Genomic DNA, 20,247 nt, shown 5'->3' on the forward strand with positions numbered 1-20,247 from the left:
TTTATTATTCTCCATAACCCCAGCGCTTAGCTAAGGTATGCTCGATGTGTAGATGATCTAAAATGCGGGCCACCATAAAGTCGACCAAATCGTCGATACTTTGTGGCTGATGATAAAAACCAGGTGCTGCAGGCATGATAGTCACCCCCAAGCGGCTAAGCTTGAGCATGTTTTCAAGATGAATTGGACTAAAGGGCGTCTCACGCGGCACTAATATTAATTGGCCACGTTCTTTGATCACCACATCTGCTGCGCGCTCAAGCAAATTGTCAGATGCCCCAAGTGCAATGGCTGACACGCTTCCTGCGCTACACGGACACACCACCATCTGCTTTGGTGCGGCCGAGCCAGATGCCACAGGGCTAAACCAGTTATCTTTACCAAATACCTGAATTTGCTTATCTTTAGCACAGAAAAGCGTCTGTAGTTGCTCTGTTGCTTTTTGTTCATTTCCTGAGAGTTTTAAATTCGACTCAGTATCCAGCACCACTCTGGCTGCGCTCGAGATTAGCACGTAAACTTGATAGTTTAACGACACCAATACCTCGAGTAATCTCAGTCCGTAAGGGGCGCCCGACGCACCACTAAAGGCCAGCGTAATTGGCCCATTAAATGTTTGTTCTGACATAATGATTACTTTTTCAATGCAGTTAAAAGTTTGTCGTGGATGCCACCAAAACCACCATTACTCATGATCAGCACATGTTGGTTTGGTGCTTGATTTGTCACAACCTGTGCGACAATCTCATCTACGCTTGCAAAACACTGACGACCCGCGGCTTCGGCTTGTGCTTTAAGAGACCAAGATAAGCCATCTGGTTCGAATAGATACACTTCATCTGCAACATCAAGTGATTGCAATAAGGTTTCTTGATGAATGCCCAGCTTCATCGTATTTGAGCGCGGCTCTAAAATAGCAATGATAGGTGCATCTCCCACTTTGGCTCTAAGCCCTGCTAGGGTCGTTGCTATTGCGGTGGGGTGATGCGCAAAGTCATCATAGACAGTAACGCCATTGACCTCCCCTTTGACTTCCATCCGGCGTTTGGGAGAAATAAATTGCCCCAGCGCTTCGATACTTACCTCGATTGGAATGCCCACATGTCTTGCCGCCGCAATCGCCATCATGGCATTTTTGACATTATGCAAACCAATCGCTTGCCAATTTACTTCGCCTTTTTCTTCGCCTTCAAATAACACTATAAAGCGAGAGCCGTCAGCCTTGAGCAAGTTATACGACCATTCTTTACCAAGCGATTCCTGCTCGCTCCAAAAACCGCGTTCAATAACGTTTTGTAGCGCAGTATCATCCGCTGGATATACGGCTTTACCTTGGCTGGGTAGCGTGCGAATTAAATGATGAAACTGGGTTTGAATGGCATTTAAATCTGGAAAAATATCAGCATGATCATATTCAAGATTATTAAGTATTAACGTGCGAGGTAAGTAATGGACAAACTTGCTGCGCTTATCGAAAAACGCCGTATCGTATTCGTCGGCTTCGATAACAAAGAATGGCGTATCTGATGTGCGCGCCGACACACCAAAGTTTTGCACAATGCCACCGATCAAAAAGCCCGGGCGTAATCCTGCGTATTCGAGTAACCAAGCTAACATACTTGCAGTGGTCGTTTTGCCATGCGTACCGGCCACAGCCAACACCCATGACTGGCGTAATACATGGTCTTTTAACCATTCAGGGCCTGAAGTATAACGCATACCCTTTTCTAAAACATATTCAACGCACGGATTACCACGGCTCATGGCATTGCCGATGATCACCACATCAGGCTCAACATCAATGAGTTGCTTAGGGTCGTACCCTTGAGTTAGTTCAATTCCGAGTGATTCAAGTTGTGTACTCATCGGCGGGTAAACATTGAGATCTGAACCTGTGACTTTGTGCCCCAATGATTGAGCGATGGCTGCGATCCCGCCCATAAAGGTACCGCAAATCCCTAAAATATGTACGTGCATGATGTTAGCGTTCTTTATTATTTCATTGCCATTTAGATTAACATACTCAGCTTATTGGTGGCTGACTTTATTGTTGAATCTCATGCACCAGTATTATTCTTTATTTTAAAGTGGGTAGTGTGAGAACGTGCTCAAGGTTGTATCGTTCTTAAAATTTTTGTCGCGCTAAAGCACGACCTACGGTTAGTGGTGCGTGCCACGCAAAAGGGAGCGTTGTGGTAAAGGTTTGTCGCGCTAAAGCGCGACCTGCGATGCGGTAGCTGCCGACCACACGCCTTTTTCGATACCCTGTTGTACCATCAAAGTCAGCGCTTTTTCTATCGCTTGAGTTACACAAATGTGCATCGGTTCGTTATCGCTAAAACCCGCTTCGGCTTCAGCCAATCGTTTATAACTCACATATCGGAAAAACCCTGCCCGAACCTCCATGGATAGCACCTTTTTACTACTCGCAACAGAAAGCAGCACTTGCCCGGTACGAACATCAACTGCGCGCATATAAATAGAGATAACATCCTCACGATAAAGCTCAGATGCACCTATGCCAAAATATTCCATCCCCAAACCGCCTGTGCGGATATTAGAGTCATAGCTGATGATCCCGCCTTCTAAAATAATCTTTGCGGTCATTAATGGTGGCAAAGCGCTTGTATCATTATCATCACTTGCTGCACGAATAATTTTGCGCTCAGTCAGCAAGTTTTGCAGCCCTTCACGTTCTACCGGAATAAACCAATCCGTTTCGTGTAGTGCCTGCATTAAAATCGAGTTAGCGCCTTGAGTCACCGCTGTTGAAAATGAACTCACATTATCTTGTGGTTTATATTGCCCTGTTTGGTCGCGAAATGAATAAACCGAGACAGGAATTCGCCCCTTAGGTGTGGGTAAATTTTTTAGTTCTGCAAAGGTTTCGGTATCGGTCAGCTCAATAGCCACACTTTGCGCCGGTGGCAACACACGTGACATGCTAGAACAACCACTAAGTAGTAACAACAATACCAATAAAGTTACGCGGAGCATTTAGTATCCTCCACCAGCCGAAGCGGCAAACCTAGGTACTTCAAGAATGGTTTCTTCACCCGATGCTGTATTTGTTATTCTAACCGTAATGGTGTCGGGTGTACTGGTGATCACTTGGATTTGATAGTCGCCACTCATAAACGTCGCGTCTTGATCAAAAATACTGTCTTTGATGTCATCACCAAACGCTACATCCGTAATTTCTCTTACCAAGCGGTTGAGATACGTACGCTCGAGTGATTCTTGAAACTTTTCATCATAGGTCTTTTCTATAATTGGCGCTCTGTGTTTATTTTGAGATTGCGCTTTACTCAATAACATATTGGCGTTTAACGGGTTACCACCAAATGCGGGGTTAATTGGTTTATATACCAGCTCCGTTGCTGCCACATGAGCACCGCTAAGTAGCATTAAACCAGCACACACGATTGTTGTTTTTATTGTTGCCATGTTACCACCCACTTGCTGCTAAATCTTCTGAGCCATTCTGTTGATATTGTTCTCTCGCCATCGCATCCATAATAGTAAAGATGGCAGTCTCAACTCGCTCATCAACAGAGCCACCTCTCCTTCCCATCGCTGTTGCGTAGACTGCGCGATTATTCATTAAAACTTCTAACCGAGTGCCTGCTCTTGGTAAAACCGTTTCTTTAACCGTGATATTAATTCCCGAGGTGTTAGGAACATCTCTCCAAAGCTGTGAAAATTGAAAGTAAAACTGATGACCAAATCGGCTAATACTCTGATCCATCACTAAACCATCAATTTCTACATCTTCTTGTGCACTCAGTGAAAACGTAGAAACGAGCATGGCGCTCAAGAATGTTATTATTCTTATCATTATTTGTTTACTCACGGCATAGAATGTCTTTACTGACGAGATTCACATTGATATTTTGGTTAGCTGAATAGTACAAAATACGGGGGCCGGTGTTGCCCCCTGTCTAAATTGCTTAGCTATTACTTAGTTATTGCTGAGTGATAGTCGCAACGTTGTTGTCACCAACCTGAGTTACGGTAATGTTTTGACCACTACCTGTAATTCCACCTTGAACTAAGTTGCCATCACCAATTTGGCTTACTGTAAATGCATTATCATCACCGTTGATAATGAATGCTTCTGAGCCCATACCCATCACAAAGTTGTTGCTACCATTTTGTGTGATGTCTAACATATTACGGCTGCCTTCAAGCATTAAATCTATCGCGTTAAATTCGCCTGATTGCGCAATATCTACTTGGTTTGAACTGCTATCGAACACACTGCTCATCGTCACAACAACACCATTGCCAGTGCCACTTTGTGAGATATCAACGGCGTTGTCATTGCTTGCAAGGCTAACGTCGGGGTAAGATGATTGCACCACCACCTCGTTTTCATCACCCGTTTGGGTAACATCAACATCGTTATCACTACCGTTGAAATTCGCAACATGTGCGATATTCGCATCACCCACTTGAGTCGCTGAAAATTCATTGTTTTCACCAGCAACGCCAAGGTACATCTCGTTGCCATTGCCAATTTGCATCGCGGTAAATTCGTTATTATCACCAACAACGTCAGCTTGAACTTTGTTCTCATCACCACGCTGTTCAGCCGTCACTTCATTATCACTACCAACTAATAAATCTGACGCAAAGGTGTTAGTTGAGCCTTCCTGATCGATACTAAGCTCGTTATTGTCTCCAGTAATTTCAAATACGTTAACCGTATTGCTATCACCTTCCGACTGCTCAATCTCAATTTGGTTGTCATCTCCAATCACTGTCTCTACGGCGATAACATTGAAATTGCCGCTTTGGCTCGATTCAATTTCGTTTTCATTCCCCTGTAGACTAACCACTTTATATTGGTTATACACACCATCTTGGTCCAAAGTAATTTGGTTCATATCACCTTGTACAGACTCAAGTGTGGCTTCGTTCCACATACCTGACTGTGTCGCTGATACCTCGTTTTGGCTACCTTGCATATTTAGGTTGTAGAACCATTGACCGCCAGAACCTTGAGATACCGTAATAGTATTTTGATCGCCATTAATGATATTGATGGCTTCGTTGTTAATCCCAAGGATCCCGCTACCTGACTGCTGAATGTCAATCGCGTTATCGTCGCCAGTAACTTCCGTTAATGCGCCGTTAGATTCACCATCTTGGCTATATACTTGGTTATTGTTGTTACCGGTTGTTGTTATAATAGCGACGTTACCAGTACCATTTTGATCGGCTTCTGTAATGTTGTTATCGCCAACCGTAGTCACATCTGTCAGATTAGATGTTCCCAGTTGCACAGAAGCTAACTCGTTGCCACCTTGACTACCTGAAGTTTGTGAAAGCTTAAGCTCATTACTTGTTCCACTTACACGTTCTACTTGTGAAAGTGCAGAAGTTGAAAGTGGTTTATTATCTGATTTTGCCTCAGCATGTGCTGTAATAGAATGTGTTAGCGCAAGTGCGATAGCGCAACTCACGATTGATTTTGAAAACTTCACACTGTTCTCCTTAGAGATTTATTATATTATTTTTCAATTAAGTGCTTAGTGCAGGCTTTGAGCTGTTGCCGAACTCAGCCAACTGCAACCTTTCACTTAACTAACGTCCTGTTATGACTCATTACTCTTGAGTCGCTCCCACCTGTGCCAGTTACCAGAGTGTTACATTTTTAATGAAAAACGTAATCTATATCAAAGTCAGCAAATCAATATGATGAAATAATATATTTTATTACGTCTAGTCATCTTTAACTCTAAGATGGGAACAACCGAAGATAAATAAGAAGATTTTATGAAAAAAATATCCTTTATTTTTCATTACGATACAAAGCTAAACTTACATAAAATTACGAACAAAAAATGGAGATACAAAAAAAGTATGGTTAAAGTTCAAACGCACCCATTTCCATACATCCCATAAAAAAGAACCAAATAATTCATTCCGAAACCTCCTACCCAGTAAAAAATCCTGATTTTATTAATTAACGCTTTTTTTACATTGCACTGCTGAATATCTGCGTCTAGGTTTTAAGACGTTGCCAAAAAGACCACAGCCACTACCAGAAAAATTACCAACTCAAAAATCGTGTATCGATGGATACGCTTGAAATTAAAAAGGTTATTAATATGAGATCTAAACTTTCTGCATTGTCTTTGGCTTTGCTACCAGCACTTGCTTTCACGGCTCAAGCGGCAGTTCAAATTGAAACAACAACCGCGACTGCAGACGACAGCATCCTAGTTGTATTTAAAGAAAATACCTCTGCAGCACTTCGTGCAAATGCAAGAAACCTAGTAAAAGCAAAAATGGCAGATTTAAATGCTGACGGTGTTGATGATAAATACCGTCATGTTTTGAAAGGTCGTTTAGCAAACTTTAAGCTAGATAGCATTACAGCAAAACAAGCGATTGAAAAACTGGCTAATCATCCAGCGGTTGCATATGTTGAGCCTGACTATCAAGTAAAAGCACTTGGCATTCCCGATGACAGTCGTTTTGACGAATTGTGGGGTATGCACAACACAGGTCAAACTGGTGGTACAGCAGATGCCGACATTGACGCTCCTGAAGCGTGGGATATTACGGTTGGCTCGCGTGATGTTATCGTCGGTGTGATCGATACCGGTGTTGATTATACTCACCCAGATCTAGCCGCAAATGCATGGTACAACCCGGGTGAAATAGCTGGGGATGGTATTGATAACGACGGTAACGGTTATATTGATGACGTTCACGGTATTAACGCGATTACTGGTAGTGGCGATCCGATGGATGACCAAGGCCACGGTACGCACGTTTCGGGTACTATCGGTGCTTCAGGCAACGATGCAACGGGCGTTGCTGGTGTAAACCATGAGGTGTCTATCGTAGGCTGTAAATTCCTCGATGCATCAGGCTCAGGCTCAACCTCAGATGCGATTGAGTGTATTGACTATATGGTTGCGCTTAAAAACGCGGGTCATAACGTTCGTGTTACTAATAATAGTTGGGGTGGCGGCGGCTTCAGCCAAGCACTTTCTGATGCAATCACAGCCAGTGAAAATGCGGATATCTTATTTGTTGCCGCAGCTGGTAACAGTGCGGTAGATAACGACGTAAACCCTCACTATCCTTCAAGCTATGAACACGACAGCGTATTCTCTATTGCAAGTACAACACATACCGATGCGATGTCTTCATTTTCTCAATGGGGTTTAACGTCTGTTGACATGGGCGCACCAGGTAGCGCAATTTTATCTACCGTTCCAGGTGGTGGTTATTCAAGTTACTCAGGTACTTCAATGGCGACACCTCATGTTGCAGGTGCTGCTGCTCTGGTACTTTCTATCAATCCTACACTAAGTGCTATCGAGCTTAAAAACCTACTGATGCAAAGTGGTGATGTTAATGCTGACCTTACAGATAAAACAGTATCTGGTAAGCGCTTAAATGTGAATCAAGCAGTAATCGATGCAGACCCAGAGCCTGGCTTTAGAGTGTCAGCTCGTCCTGCTAATCAGGAAATCACGGCGGGCGATACTGCAACATACGAATTTACTTTTGCTTCGGTCGCTGACTGGCAGGGTACCATAGACTTGTCTGTTACCTCACCAATTGCTGGTGCGACATTGTCTGCGACTACCGCAATGCCTGGCGATACTGTAACACTTTCAGTACCAACTACGGCTTCGACTCAATGGGGCGAATATAGCTTTACACTCAATGCAACATCAGGTGAACTTGCAGATCAAGAGCAGGTAGGACTATATGTATTACCTCAAGGGTTAAGCGATTTCAGCTATGAAAATACTACCGCGGTAGACATCCCTGATAACGATGCTTCTGGTATTACTTCTGTGATCACTGTAGCTGATACGGTTACTGTGTTTGATAGTAATACCCTAGTGGATATTACACACACCTACATTGGCGACTTAATTGTTACACTTACCTCTCCAGCTGGAACAGTAGCAACACTGCATAACCGTCAAGGTGGTGCCGCAGACGACATTAACCAAACCTTTAACTCAGCTGCATTTAATGGTGAAGTTGCAACAGGTGATTGGACATTGTCTGTCTCGGATAATGCAGGTATCGATACTGGAACATTGAACAGTTGGACTCTGAACCTAACAGGCCTTGGTGAAACATCTCCTCAACCTCCAGTTGCGGGCTTCAGTTTTGCAGCTTCAGGCTTAGCCGTGACATTCACTGATGAGAGCCGCGACCCGAACGATGACATCGTTAGTTGGGCATGGGACTTTGGTGATGGCAGCATCAGTACTGACGCCAGCCCGATCCATGAGTTTGCAGCATCTGGTGAGTACAGCGTTTCTCTGACTGTTACTGATAGTGAAGGCAACAGCCACACAACAACCCAATCTGTTATTGTTAGTACTGATGAAATTGAGCTATCGCTAGTTCGCGCAAATAAGTCTCGCTTAGGCTTTATCCGCGTAGAACTTTCATGGCAAGGCAGCAGTGCAGATGAAGTAACGATTTACCGTGATGGACAAGCGATTGAATCTATCTCAAATACTGGTAAATTCAGAGACTTCTCTCGTGATTTAGAAGCTACCAGCTACACGTATAAAGTGTGTCAATCTAGTGAAATCTGTTCAAATGAAATCACAGTGAACTTTTAATCACTCTATCCCCAAAAAATAATCTAAGCCCCGGAAGGGGCTTTTTTGGGCCATAAGATATTGCCACATAGGCTTATTTTAATACCTAGAAACCCAATAACACGTCATACAACACCTGACTACCCAACCGTTATAACCACTTCAACTCGAAGTACTAACCACATAAGTCCTTTAAATAAGCGGATAAATATGGATTTATACCAATTCTCTTAATTAAGTGATCTATTTTGAGGCGAGAAAATATTGTCGATAATACCGCTACCGCGTCCTGCTATCGCCAAAGTACCTACATCCATGTAAACAAGAGAAAAGTTTGCTATTCAGTTGTTCTAAATAAGAAATTTTTAACCCAGATAGCGTCAGTTTTGCTCCGTCAAATTGAACAAGTATTAAGATTAATTGGTATTATATACTTGCAACAGAAAGAACGAATAATCATTCGTTATTACATCGCGATGGAATATCATTCGCTAGAGTTAAAAACCAAACTTCAATTACCAACCGTACATATTGCAACATAAATTTGTTTGCAACTTAGCTTATAATGGTTAAAATTGCGGGCTATGTCGAAAAAAGGCAGCAAGAATTAAACCGGAGATGATATGAAAGCAGTGATTCCTGTGGCAGGTTTGGGAACTAGGATGCTACCAATGACCAAAGCAATTCCAAAAGAAATGCTGCCTTTGGTAGATAAACCTCTGATTCAGTACATAGTCAAAGAGTGCGTTGCAGCAGGTATCAAAGAAATCGTATTAGTGACTCACTCGTCCAAAAATGCAATTGAAAACCATTTTGATACTAGCTTTGAGCTGGAAGCTACATTAGAAAAGCGCGTAAAGCGCAAGTTATTGGATGAAGTACGCTCGATTTGCCCTGAAGACGTCACTATTATGCATGTTCGTCAGGGCGAAGCCAAAGGTCTTGGACATGCTGTGTTATGTGCGCAGCCTATTGTTGGTGACAATGACTTTGTTGTTGTATTACCTGACGTTGTTTTAGACGAATATTCTGCGGATCAAAGTAAAGAAAACCTTGCTGCAATGCTTTCTCGTTTTAACCAAACAAAAACTAGCCAAATTATGCTAGAACCGGTTCCACAGCAGGACGTATGTAAGTACGGTATCGCTGATGTTAATGGCATTCAACTTAGCGCTGGCGAGAGTAGCGCGATAAAGCATATGATCGAAAAGCCAAGCATTGAAGAGGCTCCTTCTAACCTAGCAGTGGTTGGCCGCTATGTACTTTCTAAAAATATTTGGCCCCTATTAAGGAAAACACCTGTCGGTGCCGGTGGCGAGATCCAGTTAACGGATGCAATCGATATGTTGATGGAAAAAGAAACCGTTGAAGCTTTTCATATGAGTGGACGCTCACATGACTGCGGAGATAAGCTGGGTTATCTTAAAGCTATCGTTGAATATGCTATTCGTGACGAGCAGTTAGGTGAAGAATTTTCACAATTCTTAAAACGCTTTCATCAATTAAGCCTAGCTTCTTAGTTTGTCGCGGGATAAACCCGCTGCTACCGGTTTGCACATTCGTCGCAGCGACTTTAGGTCGCGATTCTTTTATGACTTCACGTCGCGACGCTTTTAAGATTTAATATCACGACTCACACCAACCCTGGTCGCGGGATAAACCCGCTGCTACCGGTTTGCACATGCGTAGCAGCGACTTTAGGTCGCGATTCTTTTATGGCTTTGGGTCGCGACGCTTGTAAGATTTGATATCACGACTTACACCAACCTTGGTCGCGGGATAAACCCGCTGCTACCGGTTTGCACATTCGTAGCAGCGACTTTAGGTCGCGACGCTTGTAATGACTTTCAATCACCTTAATAAATCACACCCATATACAAAACCAATATGGATATTCACATACCCGCGTAACAAGGTTAGCCCTTATTGGATTCTGAATTATATACCTTGCTTGCTCTTTTAAATCATCTTCGCTTCGAATCAAGTGTTCATAATAACCTTTTTGCCATAAGCTAAAGACACCAAATGAGCGTAAACGAGTCGTAATTCGACCCTTTATGGCGCGAATTGCATCTGACAAGCTAAGGGAGCCATTTAGCTGTATGATTAAGTGCAGATGATCCGGCATTAAAACGAAAGCAATAACTTTAAAAAGGCGTTCCTTTTCGCAAGCCATGATTGTCTTAGCGGCCTCAGCACAAATCGAAAAGGAGTTAAAGTACGACTTTCTATCTTTGCACGTTACGGTAATTGCATAGAAATGATTTACGAGAGAGACCCGCTTATTCCTTAAGTTTTGACTTTTGTACATGTTATATCCTTATAACTCTACGTACATAAAGAATAGAGCAGATTTGAAAGAGAGCAAACTTGAAAAGTATATAGGAATCAACCCTGGTCGCGGGATAAACCCGCTGCTACCGGTTTGCACATGCGTAGCAGCGACTTTAGGTCGCGATTCTTTTATGGCTTTAGGTCGCGACTCTTTTAAGATTTAATATCACGACTCACACCAACCCTGGTCGCGGGATAAACCCGCTGCTACCGGTTTGCACATTCGTAGCAGCGACTTTAGGTCGCGATTCTTTTATGACTTCACGTCGCGATTCTTTTATGACTTCACGTCGCGACGCTTGTAAGATTTAATATCACGACTCACACCAACCCTGGTCGCGGGATAAACCCGCTGCTACCAGTTTGCACATTCGTAGCAGCGACTTTAAGTCGCGACTCTTCTATGGCTTAGGGTCGCGACGCTTGTAAGATTTAATATCACGACTCACACCAACCCTGGTCGCGGGATAAACCCGCTGCTACCGGTTTGCACATTCGTAGCAGCGACTTTAAGTCGCGACTCTTTTATGACTTTAGGTCGCGACGCTTTTATGACTTTAGGTCGCGACTTATTTAACGATTTTATGCTGAGATTTACAACCTTTGACGCGGAGTCCCCCGTTTCTACCGATATACGTCACTTTTTTCAATCACTTCAATATCATACCCATCAGGATCTTTGATAAAAAAGAACCTTGCTACCAATACATCGTGATTATAAAAGTCCTTGATTGCTTGAGGATTGTAGTTACTTTTTTGGGCTTTATCGTAAATTACTTCCAAATTATCTACAGCAAATGCAAGATGCCCATAGCCATTACCGATGGTATAATCCGTAGCCTCATGATTCCAAGTCAGCTCTAATTCAAAGGACGTTTCTTCATTGCCAAGATAGATAAGAGAAAAGCCACTAAAATCTAGTCGTCGCTTCACTGTCAATGCAAATACATCATGATAAAATTTAGTTGAACGATCAGCATCTTTCACTCTGATCATTGAATGGATCATTTTTGCCATTACTTTACCTATGGAATTTATATGTGTGAGCTCTACGCATCAACCCCCCCTCACTGCTACGAAGTAGATAAGCGATCTATCCGAATTCAAGGTGCTGTTACTAGCCTTGCTTTAGAGAACGAAATTTGGCACCTGCTAGAAAACATAGCTAAGAATGAACAGCTTACTTTAGCTGAGTTTATTTCAACTCTTTATCAAGAAGTAATTGAACGCCATGGTGAGATTAAAAACTTGGCGTCAATGTTGCGTATTACCTGCTTAACTTACCTTGCAAATAATAAAGCAAACGATCTACACAGTGGTAGTAGCTGAATACTACACTTTACTGTCGCTCTAAAAAGCGTTGCCATGTAATATTCGGATTGATAACTCGGATTGGTGAAATGACCTGCTTCAGTAAGCAAAGAGGAGGACGTTTCACTTCATGGCCATCTTGCTTGAGACCCAGCAAGTATTGGAAGCTGCTTTTTGTACCGAGCTGTATAGCTGAAATTCTAACTTGCTGCTCAAAATTCAAACGCAGGCTGCTGATCGCAGTTTTCATGCCTTGCTGGTCAACATTAGGTAGACCACACTTCTGCAAGTACCCTTGCCTTTCCCCTTCACCAGAAAACCAAATTCTGACTTTCTCACTGTAGCGCCCAGTCTTAGCTGGTAAATCAAATAGTATGCGATGATGAGCTTGTTGTTTGACTAGTGCTAAATACTGCTCTAACCCGCTTTGCCATAAAGCAGAATGGATGGGCACAATACGTGGTTGAATTTTACCGTGAGTATTAAAATGAAACACATGAACATGATCTTCATAATGAATATCATCAAGTGTAAGAGAACCAATTTCATCACTGTAAGCCCCCGTATAATAGCTCAGCAAAGGTAACCAAAAATGCCAATGCTTGGGTTGCTCACGCTTCAACTTTTCATCCGAGTATATATAGCCATTGAACAAAGTATGAAGTTCCATAGAGGAAAACGCTCTTCGGCCTAAATGAGATTTCATACTGTAGTCAACGTATTGAGTATACTAAAGACCTTAAGTTTAACGGTTTTTAGTCTTTTTCGGAAGTTTGATAGTTACCTTCTCCTCAAAGCAGCCTGTTTATCCTGCGATAAGCGCGTAAAGAAAAGAGTGGTGGCATAAAATCATAAAAAAGAGTCGCGACCTAAAGCCATAAAAGAGTCGCGACCTAAAGTCGCTGCTACGCCAAGTTTGTAGCAGCGGGTTTATCCCGCGACAAGCGCGTAAAGAAAAGAGTGGTGGCATAAAACAATAATAGAGAACCGCGACCTAAAGCCATAAAAGAGTCGCGACCTAAAGTCGCTGCTACGCCAAATTTGTAGCAGCGGGTTTATCCCGCGACAAGCGCGTAAAGAAAAGAGTTGTGGCATAAAGTCATAATAAAGAGTCGCAACCTAAAGCCATAAAAGAGTCGCGACCTAAAGTCGCTGCTACGCCATGTTTGTAGCAGCGGGTTTATCCCGCGAAAAAAGTGATAACGAGTAATACCTACATGTATATATTTAATTGAGAAAAGAAAAAAGCCGCGTCTCCGCGGCTTAACTGATTGGACTAATCATTCTTTTCTTAGCTACCCGTTACAGTGTCACACGCTACTGAAACATCGATGGTCTCATCTGTTCCGTCAGGCGTAATAGACGTTGTGAATGGTGCCGAAATTCGAGGATCTACGCTAACAGCATATGATGCGATATCACCGTTAAGTGCAGAAAGTGCAAAAGTACCGTCACCATTATTCGCTGCTGTGCGGAATGGCTTAGTAGTACTAGCTCTATACTTTACAATCGCACCTGGGATAACTTCTGTTACCGTTGTATCGTTAGAACAAACTGCTCTAACAGTTACATTTTCATTAACTGTGGTTTGAATTGGATTTGCTAGCGCGATCGAAATTGGGCCATCACATACCGGAACTTCAGCATTCGTTGCAGAAGCATTCCCCCACACGTTACCTGCTGCGTCACGAATAACTACACGTGCTGATGCCGTTGAGCTAATACCGTAACGAGCTGAAGTGCTTGCAGAAACGACTGTTTTTGACGTACTACCACCACGTAAATAACTTGATACGCTTGCATCTGCTGAAGTCATACTTACATATAGACCTGAGCTCGGAACAGTATCACCAGTCACATTAACAGTAATACCTTGCGTACAGATTGGAACTGAACGAGACAATGTAAAGAACGTAAGGTGATCGGTTTTGAAAGATGCTTTATAAGCCGTACCTTCCGCATTTAACGCACCAACAGTTGCTTTATTCGTTTCTGACTGCCATTTACCTGTATCTTCATTATTCGAAGAAACATCAAACAGGTCTCCTGTTTGAATTGTTCTATCACCCGATGGTGCTAAGGTTGCGACAGGAAGTGAAACAGAAACATCAATCTCTTGACTAAATTGCTTGATCTTAGTTCCATTGTTATCTTGCATCACGATATTGCTTACACCAACTGGCTTTTTAACGCTGGTTGTACTATCTGCACTCAATCCAGCTGGCAAAACAGCGGAGATCTTGCTAGATGTAGGATCCGCAGAGCCAACAGTTAATGAAACAGAAGTACCTGTAACTGCATTACCGCTTGCATCTCTTAATTGCACGCCGGCTGGAATAGTGACATCAGAGCCTGCGTTACCTTTTGCTGCCGCAGCAGTAACATCAGATGCAGTTGTTGCGTTAGCCACACTTTCAGAAACGCTTGCTTCAACAACTTCATCACCGCTTTTTGACACAAGCGCCAATTCAGCTTCTAAAGTTGCTTCAGAGTCTTCGTTACTTAAATCAATTTCAAAGCTTTTTGAAAAATAGCCGTCAGCAGTTACAACCGCAGTTACGATCCCAACGTCTGCACCTTCTTTTACAGTAAAGGTGTAGCTACCATCTTCTGTTGCAATCTGTGTTATTGCATCACCATTGACGTTAACCAAGTTTGAGGCAGGCTCTCCATCCTCAAAAAAGGCAATCGTCGCTGGCGCAACGATATCAACAGTATCAATATCAACTACGTTACCGCTTACAGCAAATGCTAGAGCGGCTGGCGTTTCTGGCGCCACAATCACAGGATCTGTTGGTTCTGGCGGCTTAACAACTACATTATCATCATCATCGCTAAAACAGCCAGATAATGCTAGAGCTGAAGCTACAGACAAAGCGAGTAAAGATTTTTTGTTCGAAATCATGATTGGTCCTTGTTCCCTTTTTTGAAAGCGCCAGGCGGCACCGTCGCGCGTTTTAATACATCGAAGTTTAAATATAGAGAAGGTTTTAAGATTGTCCAGCTTGATAGTATAAGTTTTTAATAATTTTTAAAGATTTTCGTATACAAAGTTACTTCAAGTCCCTTTAATAGAAGCAAGTGTATAACAACCGTAATATTACTTTAATAATATTTATGACGTCCAAACTTTGCTAAGCGTACTTATGTTAGGATGTCTGTAACTTTTTTGACAACAAAAAAGCCGCTATTCAGCGGCTTTTTTAAGGCTTAATAACAGACGTTATTAAGAACCAGTTACTGTCTCACAAGCCATTTTTAGCTCTTGGTCTGCAACTTCAGCACCCGCTTCAAAAGTAAACGATGTAGCTTGGCCTTCTGCAACGTCTAGTGATAATGGATCAATGCTCACAGTGTACGTCTCGCCAACAACTAGGTTATTTAACGAATATGTGCCTTCAGCATTTGCAGCAAGGTATGTTGCTTTGTCAGCACGACGGTAAGTAATCACTGAGTTTTGTACTGGAACAGAGACCGACTCATCATTAGAACAAACACCCGTTAAGTCAAATGATGCTGTTGTGTACTCAACTGCTGGCGCTTCTAACGTTGCTGCAACAGCTTCACCACATACAGCTACTTCATTTTCAGTATCAAACCAAACTGTACCTTCAGCATCACGAAGTACAATACGTGCTGTCGCGTCTGCACTTACGTTATTTTTACCCGCGTTTTCCGCAGTGTAAATAACTTTAGAAGTTGCTCCTGAAGCAATGAACTTAGTTGCATTGATATCAGATGATTGCACATCAACAAATAAGCCGCCTGCAGGTACGTCACCAGTGATGTTTACAGAAACATCATTATTACATACAGCAACTTCATCAGTTGCGGTGAAGAATGTAAGGTGGTCGGTCATAAACGAAGCTTTGTACGCAGTTCCTGCTTCGTTTAAAGCACCAACAGTAACTTCATTATTAGTCTCTTTAGTCCAAACGCCTGTATCTTCGTTATGAGATGAAAGACCTAATACATCACCAGTTTCAACAGCGCGGCCTTCAGATGCTAGTACAGTATCTTTTGGAATAGAGATTGAGATAGAGATTGGGTTGCTGAACTTTTTGATCTTAACGCCATTCTCATCAGTCATTGTTACGTTAGCAACACCAACTGGAGCTGCTAAAGTCGCAGCGCTATCTGCATTCAGCCCTTCAGGAAGCACTGCACCGGCAGCTGAAGATGTAGGATCTGCAGAACCAACGTTTAGTGATACTTTTGTACCAGTGATAGCTTCACCATTTGCGTCACGAAGTACAACGCCAGCAGGAATTACCACGTTAGCACCAGCTTTGCCTTTAGCTGCTGTTGCTGTGATTGCAGCGTCTACAACACCGCCTTCAACTTCAGTTTCCACAACTTCTTCAACAGTTGAATCAGTATTTTTAGAAACAAGTGCTAGTTGAACCGCAACTTCAGCAACATCATCTTCCGTAGTTAGATCAATGTTGAAGCTCTTTGAGAAGTAACCGTTCGCTGTAACAACGGCTGTTACTTGAGAAAGCTCAGCACCTTCTTTAACAGTAAATACAAAATTACCAGCATCACCAGTTTCAACTGTTGCAGTTACTTCGCCTTTGGTATTTACGATGTTTTCAGAAGCTTCACCATTTTCTAGGAATGCGATTGTAGCAGGAACAACATTAGTGCTGTTTTTGTCAACAACGCTACCATTCACAACTAGAGAAAGAGCATTAGGAGCATCAGGAGCTACTACTACAGGATCTGTAGGCTCTGGTGGTGGAGTTGTTGTGTTATTGTCATCGTCGCTGAAACAGCCTGAAAGCGTCAACGCAGATGCGACTGACAGCGCAAGAAGAGATTTTTTGTTTGCAATCATGATTAGTCCTTGTTTTCTTTTTTATTAACAACGCCACGTTAGCGTGTTAACACACAAAAAAAAGCTTCATTGCTAGCAATGAAAGCTTTAAATTAAAATTTGTATGGTAGACAGGGACTAAGTCACTCCCTGACCCGATTCAACGCGAGCTTTGTAGTCAAAACTATGACCAAGATATAAACAGCCCACGATGACCCCGCTAATTTATCACAGTAAAGCGTTAGATCCAACCGCTTGATTTAGTTTGAAAGTAGGATACCGTTGGTACACTAAATACACAATGAATGAAGTTAAATTTATCGTAAATAATTGCAACATAATGGTTGTTTATTAACGTGGTATAAATTGTAAATGTTTAGCGATAGCTTCAGTGCAGCTATCGTTACGAGATAAAATAAAAAAGAGAATCGCGATCCGTAACCGGGATTTATCCCGTAATAAGAGCGTCGCGACATAAAGTCGCTGCTACGAATACATAGCCCCGCGACAGCAGCACCGAAACACCACACCCGTAGCAGCGGATTTACCCCGCGACAGCAGCACCAAAACGCCACACCCGTAGCAGCAGGTTTACCCCGAGATAACAGCATCGCGACATAAAGTCGCTGCTACGAATACATAACCCCGCGACAGCAGCACCAAAACGCCATCCCCGTAGCAGCGGGTTTACCCCGCGACAGCAGCAACGAAACGCCACACCCGTAGCAGCGGGTTTATCCCGCGACAGCAGCAACGAAACACCACACCCGTAGCAGCGGGTTTATCCCGCGACAGCAGCACCAAAACACCATCCCCGTAGCAGCGGATTTACCCCGAGATAACAGCATCGCGACATAAAGTCTCTGCTACGAATACATAACCCCGCGACAGCAGCACCGAAACACCGACCCCATAGCAGCAGGCTTACCGTGACCATCTCTTATTTATAGGTCAAATACACTTCTCTTAGTCGAGCCAAGTTACTATATACATAGCTGCTCGATAAACGACCTTGATTGAGGAATGTTTTATCAATATTAACCGGCGTATTAACTAAATGGCCTCGACCAATCGCAATGGCATTTGTTGATTCACCAATTCGCGTACTTGCAGCATGACGCCACGCCTCATTTCCTTTAATTTGACCATAACGTGTTGGTGCCATGTCTTTTCTAGGTGTAAGTGGAATGCTAAAAGATATACCAGCGATTTGCACATCTGTATCTTGCGCAAATATGGACACGTAACTGTCACCAAACCAAAAGCGCGTTTCTAGCTTAACGCCACTATCCTCATAAAAGAACTTACCTGCTGTGGCATGAAAACTAACATCTTGCTCAACCCAGTTATAACGATAAGACAAGGTTTGATAATCCTTATCTAAGTCATAATCATCGTACTCAAAGTATCCAAGCTCTGCTGAAAATTGATGACGACCATTGCCACTCAACCAAGTTGTTTCGTTCTTAATACCTGTGTAATCATTAAACTCTTTAAAAAAGCCGATATGTGTTTGGTTATAAATACCATAAGGCAGTGCAAATGTTTGATAGATAGTCGCTTGTGTTAAGCCACTTTGTTTAGCCAAACGACCAAATGCTTTTCCATCATCGTAGTCACTCGTATTCGCAACTTCGGTTTCGGCACTTAAATTAATACCACCGCCATACCACATTGGTACATCAACATCTGCTTTTAAGGCGAGTGAAAAATCATAAACTCCCAGCTCCGTTGCCAGCCTTGAGTCCAGTGCAGGACCAACGGTTAATCTTGGTTTAAAGTACGCGCTATTTGCCTTTGGCATACCAACCCAAGACACACTACCAATTGGGTCCATTTCGCCTCGACGAATATCCATATCAGGTGTAGTGCCAGTATTTACGAACTCTCTATAATTATTAATGTGGCCTCGCAATGCCAACATTGGAATGCCACGATTTAGCAATTGAACAGTAAACTGCGCGTTCGGCTCGTTCACATGTTCAGCAATACGACCTAATACTAAACCAATTGCATCTATGTCGTTGCGATTAAAAACATAGTTTTCAAAACTCACGACAACATGAGGGTCTCGATTGAAGCCAACACTTACCGACTCAAAGCCGTCTTCCAAGAGCGCCGCTTTTAAAGCGCGCGTTTGCATTGTTAGAGATTTTTTATATTCATCACGCTCTGTGACTTCTTTTTTCGCTTCAGGAAGAGGTTTACGGGCGAGACGGCGCTGCTCCTCATAATGAGCTTTAAATGCCGCTTCTCGCTTGGCGTCTGCGTCAAGCGTTGGCGCTGGAGCTGCTTCTAGTGGGTCATTTAATGTTGCCTGCTCAAACAAAGGCATGGAGAAGTTTACACCCCAAAAGGTGTCTTTTTCAGCGTGATCAGTATTACTGTAAAACTTACTGGTAAGCGTTAAAGTACCCACATCATAAATCCATGCTTTTGGTACTGTTAGACGCAAACCGGCATTAACCGCATCAGCATCATGTTCCACTTGCACAGCTAGCCAGTCTAGTGGCTGCCACTCAATACCCGCAAATGCGCCATCCATTTGCCCGGTTGCGCGATCGCTTACCGCAAAACCCGCTGAAAATCTAAAGTCGTTCCATTCACGAGAACCTGCCAAATAATAGGTTTCATAATTATTAGCGGCACCGCCAAGGTCTTTACCACCTACAGCTAAGTTAAACCACTCTTTAGGCACAAAAGGGAGTTGGTATTTTAAGTTAAATGAAAGGTCGCGAGTTTGATTTTCACCATTAGCTTTAGCAGTAAAAAGATTGTCGTGCATTGTATTAGAAGCAATCATACCGCTTACCTCTAAACCGTCAAACACACCCGCTGAGAAAATATAGTTGTGACCATCGAAGTAGCCATTGCCACTGTGATCAAGTTGGTTATTGTAACCAATATCTATACTTCCCTTTTCAAGTACCTCAGCAGTAGGGGTATTAAAAATACCAGTGTACCCCGCAAATGCAGTGTAGTTATTTATTTGGGTATCAGCTAAAACAGGTATGCTTGCAAGTGCAATGCTACCTGCAAGAATCGTATTTATTTTTGACATGTGCGCAGACCGATTTTTATTTTCAATTCTTGAATTAAATGTGGCAGAGCAAATTAACCAGCTCAGCCACCGTTATAAGTATTATGTAGACATCGTACAATGAAGTATAGAAAAACCCAACCTCGTAACAG

General features: G+C 42.8%; 15 protein-coding genes. 3 read left to right on the forward strand and 12 right to left on the reverse strand.

All coding sequences use genetic code 11. The annotated features are described in order from the left end of the window. Positions 1–4: 4 nt before the first annotated feature. The 6 genes from ABMY45_RS06165 to ABMY45_RS06190 form a co-directional block, all read right to left on the reverse strand. Positions 5–628, reverse strand: a complete 624-nt coding sequence (locus tag ABMY45_RS06165) for a flavin prenyltransferase UbiX (RefSeq protein WP_010605733.1) — start codon at positions 626–628, stop codon at positions 5–7. A 5-nt stretch (positions 629–633) separates the two neighbouring features. Next, a complete protein-coding gene (mpl, locus tag ABMY45_RS06170; RefSeq protein WP_227387457.1) occupies positions 634–1,977 on the reverse strand; it encodes a UDP-N-acetylmuramate:L-alanyl-gamma-D-glutamyl-meso-diaminopimelate ligase in 1,344 nt (447 codons plus the stop codon). Between the two features lie 234 nt (positions 1,978–2,211). After that, positions 2,212–2,997 (reverse strand): CsgG/HfaB family protein, encoded by a 786-nt coding sequence (locus tag ABMY45_RS06175; RefSeq protein ID WP_174170378.1) that lies wholly within the window; start codon positions 2,995–2,997, stop codon positions 2,212–2,214. Next, positions 2,998–3,447, reverse strand: a complete 450-nt coding sequence (locus tag ABMY45_RS06180; protein ID WP_010605736.1) for a curli assembly protein CsgF — start codon at positions 3,445–3,447, stop codon at positions 2,998–3,000. A gap of 1 nt (position 3,448) precedes the next feature. Beyond that, positions 3,449–3,838 (reverse strand): CsgE family curli-type amyloid fiber assembly protein, encoded by a 390-nt coding sequence (locus ABMY45_RS06185; RefSeq protein ID WP_029215819.1) that lies wholly within the window; start codon positions 3,836–3,838, stop codon positions 3,449–3,451. Between the two features lie 127 nt (positions 3,839–3,965). Continuing rightward, positions 3,966–5,489: a curlin gene (locus tag ABMY45_RS06190; RefSeq protein WP_227387460.1), complete on the reverse strand. Its 1,524-nt coding sequence runs from the start codon at positions 5,487–5,489 to the stop codon at positions 3,966–3,968. 627 nt (positions 5,490–6,116) lie between these two features. On the opposite strand from ABMY45_RS06190, the gene ABMY45_RS06195 reads away from it, so the two are divergent. Next, positions 6,117–8,615 carry a S8 family serine peptidase gene (locus ABMY45_RS06195; protein ID WP_349288586.1) on the forward strand — a complete coding sequence of 833 codons (2,499 nt, stop codon included), beginning with the start codon at positions 6,117–6,119 and terminating at the stop codon, positions 8,613–8,615. A gap of 602 nt (positions 8,616–9,217) precedes the next feature. Beyond that, on the forward strand, positions 9,218–10,114 hold the full coding sequence (galU, locus tag ABMY45_RS06200) for a UTP--glucose-1-phosphate uridylyltransferase GalU (protein ID WP_206471450.1): 897 nt from the start codon (positions 9,218–9,220) through the stop codon (positions 10,112–10,114). Positions 10,115–10,458: 344 nt separating this feature from the next. Here galU and ABMY45_RS06205 read toward each other — a convergent pair whose 3' ends face one another. Continuing rightward, positions 10,459–10,905 (reverse strand): transposase, encoded by a 447-nt coding sequence (locus ABMY45_RS06205; RefSeq protein WP_211867812.1) that lies wholly within the window; start codon positions 10,903–10,905, stop codon positions 10,459–10,461. A 647-nt stretch (positions 10,906–11,552) separates the two neighbouring features. Next, positions 11,553–11,945, reverse strand: a complete 393-nt coding sequence (locus ABMY45_RS06210; RefSeq protein ID WP_349288587.1) for a VOC family protein — start codon at positions 11,943–11,945, stop codon at positions 11,553–11,555. 21 nt (positions 11,946–11,966) lie between these two features. On the opposite strand from ABMY45_RS06210, the gene ABMY45_RS06215 reads away from it, so the two are divergent. Then, positions 11,967–12,257 carry a ribbon-helix-helix domain-containing protein gene (locus ABMY45_RS06215; RefSeq protein ID WP_102056111.1) on the forward strand — a complete coding sequence of 97 codons (291 nt, stop codon included), beginning with the start codon at positions 11,967–11,969 and terminating at the stop codon, positions 12,255–12,257. 10 nt (positions 12,258–12,267) lie between these two features. On the opposite strand, the gene ABMY45_RS06220 is transcribed toward ABMY45_RS06215, so the two are convergent. From ABMY45_RS06220 to ABMY45_RS06235, 4 genes are all read right to left on the reverse strand, one after another. Next, entirely contained in the window at positions 12,268–12,945 is a 678-nt protein-coding gene (locus tag ABMY45_RS06220) for a hypothetical protein (protein WP_174170382.1), read from the reverse strand. Between the two features lie 585 nt (positions 12,946–13,530). Continuing rightward, on the reverse strand, positions 13,531–15,144 hold the full coding sequence (locus ABMY45_RS06225; protein ID WP_349288588.1) for a hypothetical protein: 1,614 nt from the start codon (positions 15,142–15,144) through the stop codon (positions 13,531–13,533). A 321-nt stretch (positions 15,145–15,465) separates the two neighbouring features. Beyond that, positions 15,466–17,076, reverse strand: a complete 1,611-nt coding sequence (locus tag ABMY45_RS06230) for a hypothetical protein (RefSeq protein ID WP_349288589.1) — start codon at positions 17,074–17,076, stop codon at positions 15,466–15,468. A 919-nt stretch (positions 17,077–17,995) separates the two neighbouring features. Then, entirely contained in the window at positions 17,996–20,116 is a 2,121-nt protein-coding gene (locus tag ABMY45_RS06235) for a YjbH domain-containing protein (protein WP_010605747.1), read from the reverse strand. Positions 20,117–20,247: the final 131 nt, after the last annotated feature.

It is taken from the genome of Pseudoalteromonas sp. XMcav11-Q (assembly GCF_040104525.1).
Taxonomy (GTDB): domain Bacteria; phylum Pseudomonadota; class Gammaproteobacteria; order Enterobacterales; family Alteromonadaceae; genus Pseudoalteromonas.

Excerpts from the sequence above, each read along its gene's own strand:
- ABMY45_RS06165 (WP_010605733.1), bottom strand. The coding sequence starts at position 628 with ATGTCAGAACAAACATTTAATGGGCCAATTACGCTGGCCTTTAGTGGT.
- mpl (WP_227387457.1), bottom strand. The coding sequence starts at position 1,977 with ATGCACGTACATATTTTAGGGATTTGCGGTACCTTTATGGGCGGGATC.
- ABMY45_RS06175 (WP_174170378.1), bottom strand. The coding sequence starts at position 2,997 with ATGCTCCGCGTAACTTTATTGGTATTGTTGTTACTACTTAGTGGTTGT.
- ABMY45_RS06180 (WP_010605736.1), bottom strand. The coding sequence starts at position 3,447 with ATGGCAACAATAAAAACAACAATCGTGTGTGCTGGTTTAATGCTACTT.
- ABMY45_RS06185 (WP_029215819.1), bottom strand. The coding sequence starts at position 3,838 with ATGATAAGAATAATAACATTCTTGAGCGCCATGCTCGTTTCTACGTTT.
- ABMY45_RS06195 (WP_349288586.1), top strand. The coding sequence starts at position 6,117 with ATGAGATCTAAACTTTCTGCATTGTCTTTGGCTTTGCTACCAGCACTT.
- galU (WP_206471450.1), top strand. The coding sequence starts at position 9,218 with ATGAAAGCAGTGATTCCTGTGGCAGGTTTGGGAACTAGGATGCTACCA.
- ABMY45_RS06205 (WP_211867812.1), bottom strand. The coding sequence starts at position 10,905 with ATGTACAAAAGTCAAAACTTAAGGAATAAGCGGGTCTCTCTCGTAAAT.
- ABMY45_RS06210 (WP_349288587.1), bottom strand. The coding sequence starts at position 11,945 with ATGGCAAAAATGATCCATTCAATGATCAGAGTGAAAGATGCTGATCGT.
- ABMY45_RS06215 (WP_102056111.1), top strand. The coding sequence starts at position 11,967 with ATGTGTGAGCTCTACGCATCAACCCCCCCTCACTGCTACGAAGTAGAT.
- ABMY45_RS06220 (WP_174170382.1), bottom strand. The coding sequence starts at position 12,945 with ATGAAATCTCATTTAGGCCGAAGAGCGTTTTCCTCTATGGAACTTCAT.
- ABMY45_RS06225 (WP_349288588.1), bottom strand. The coding sequence starts at position 15,144 with ATGATTTCGAACAAAAAATCTTTACTCGCTTTGTCTGTAGCTTCAGCT.
- ABMY45_RS06230 (WP_349288589.1), bottom strand. The coding sequence starts at position 17,076 with ATGATTGCAAACAAAAAATCTCTTCTTGCGCTGTCAGTCGCATCTGCG.
- ABMY45_RS06235 (WP_010605747.1), bottom strand. The coding sequence starts at position 20,116 with ATGTCAAAAATAAATACGATTCTTGCAGGTAGCATTGCACTTGCAAGC.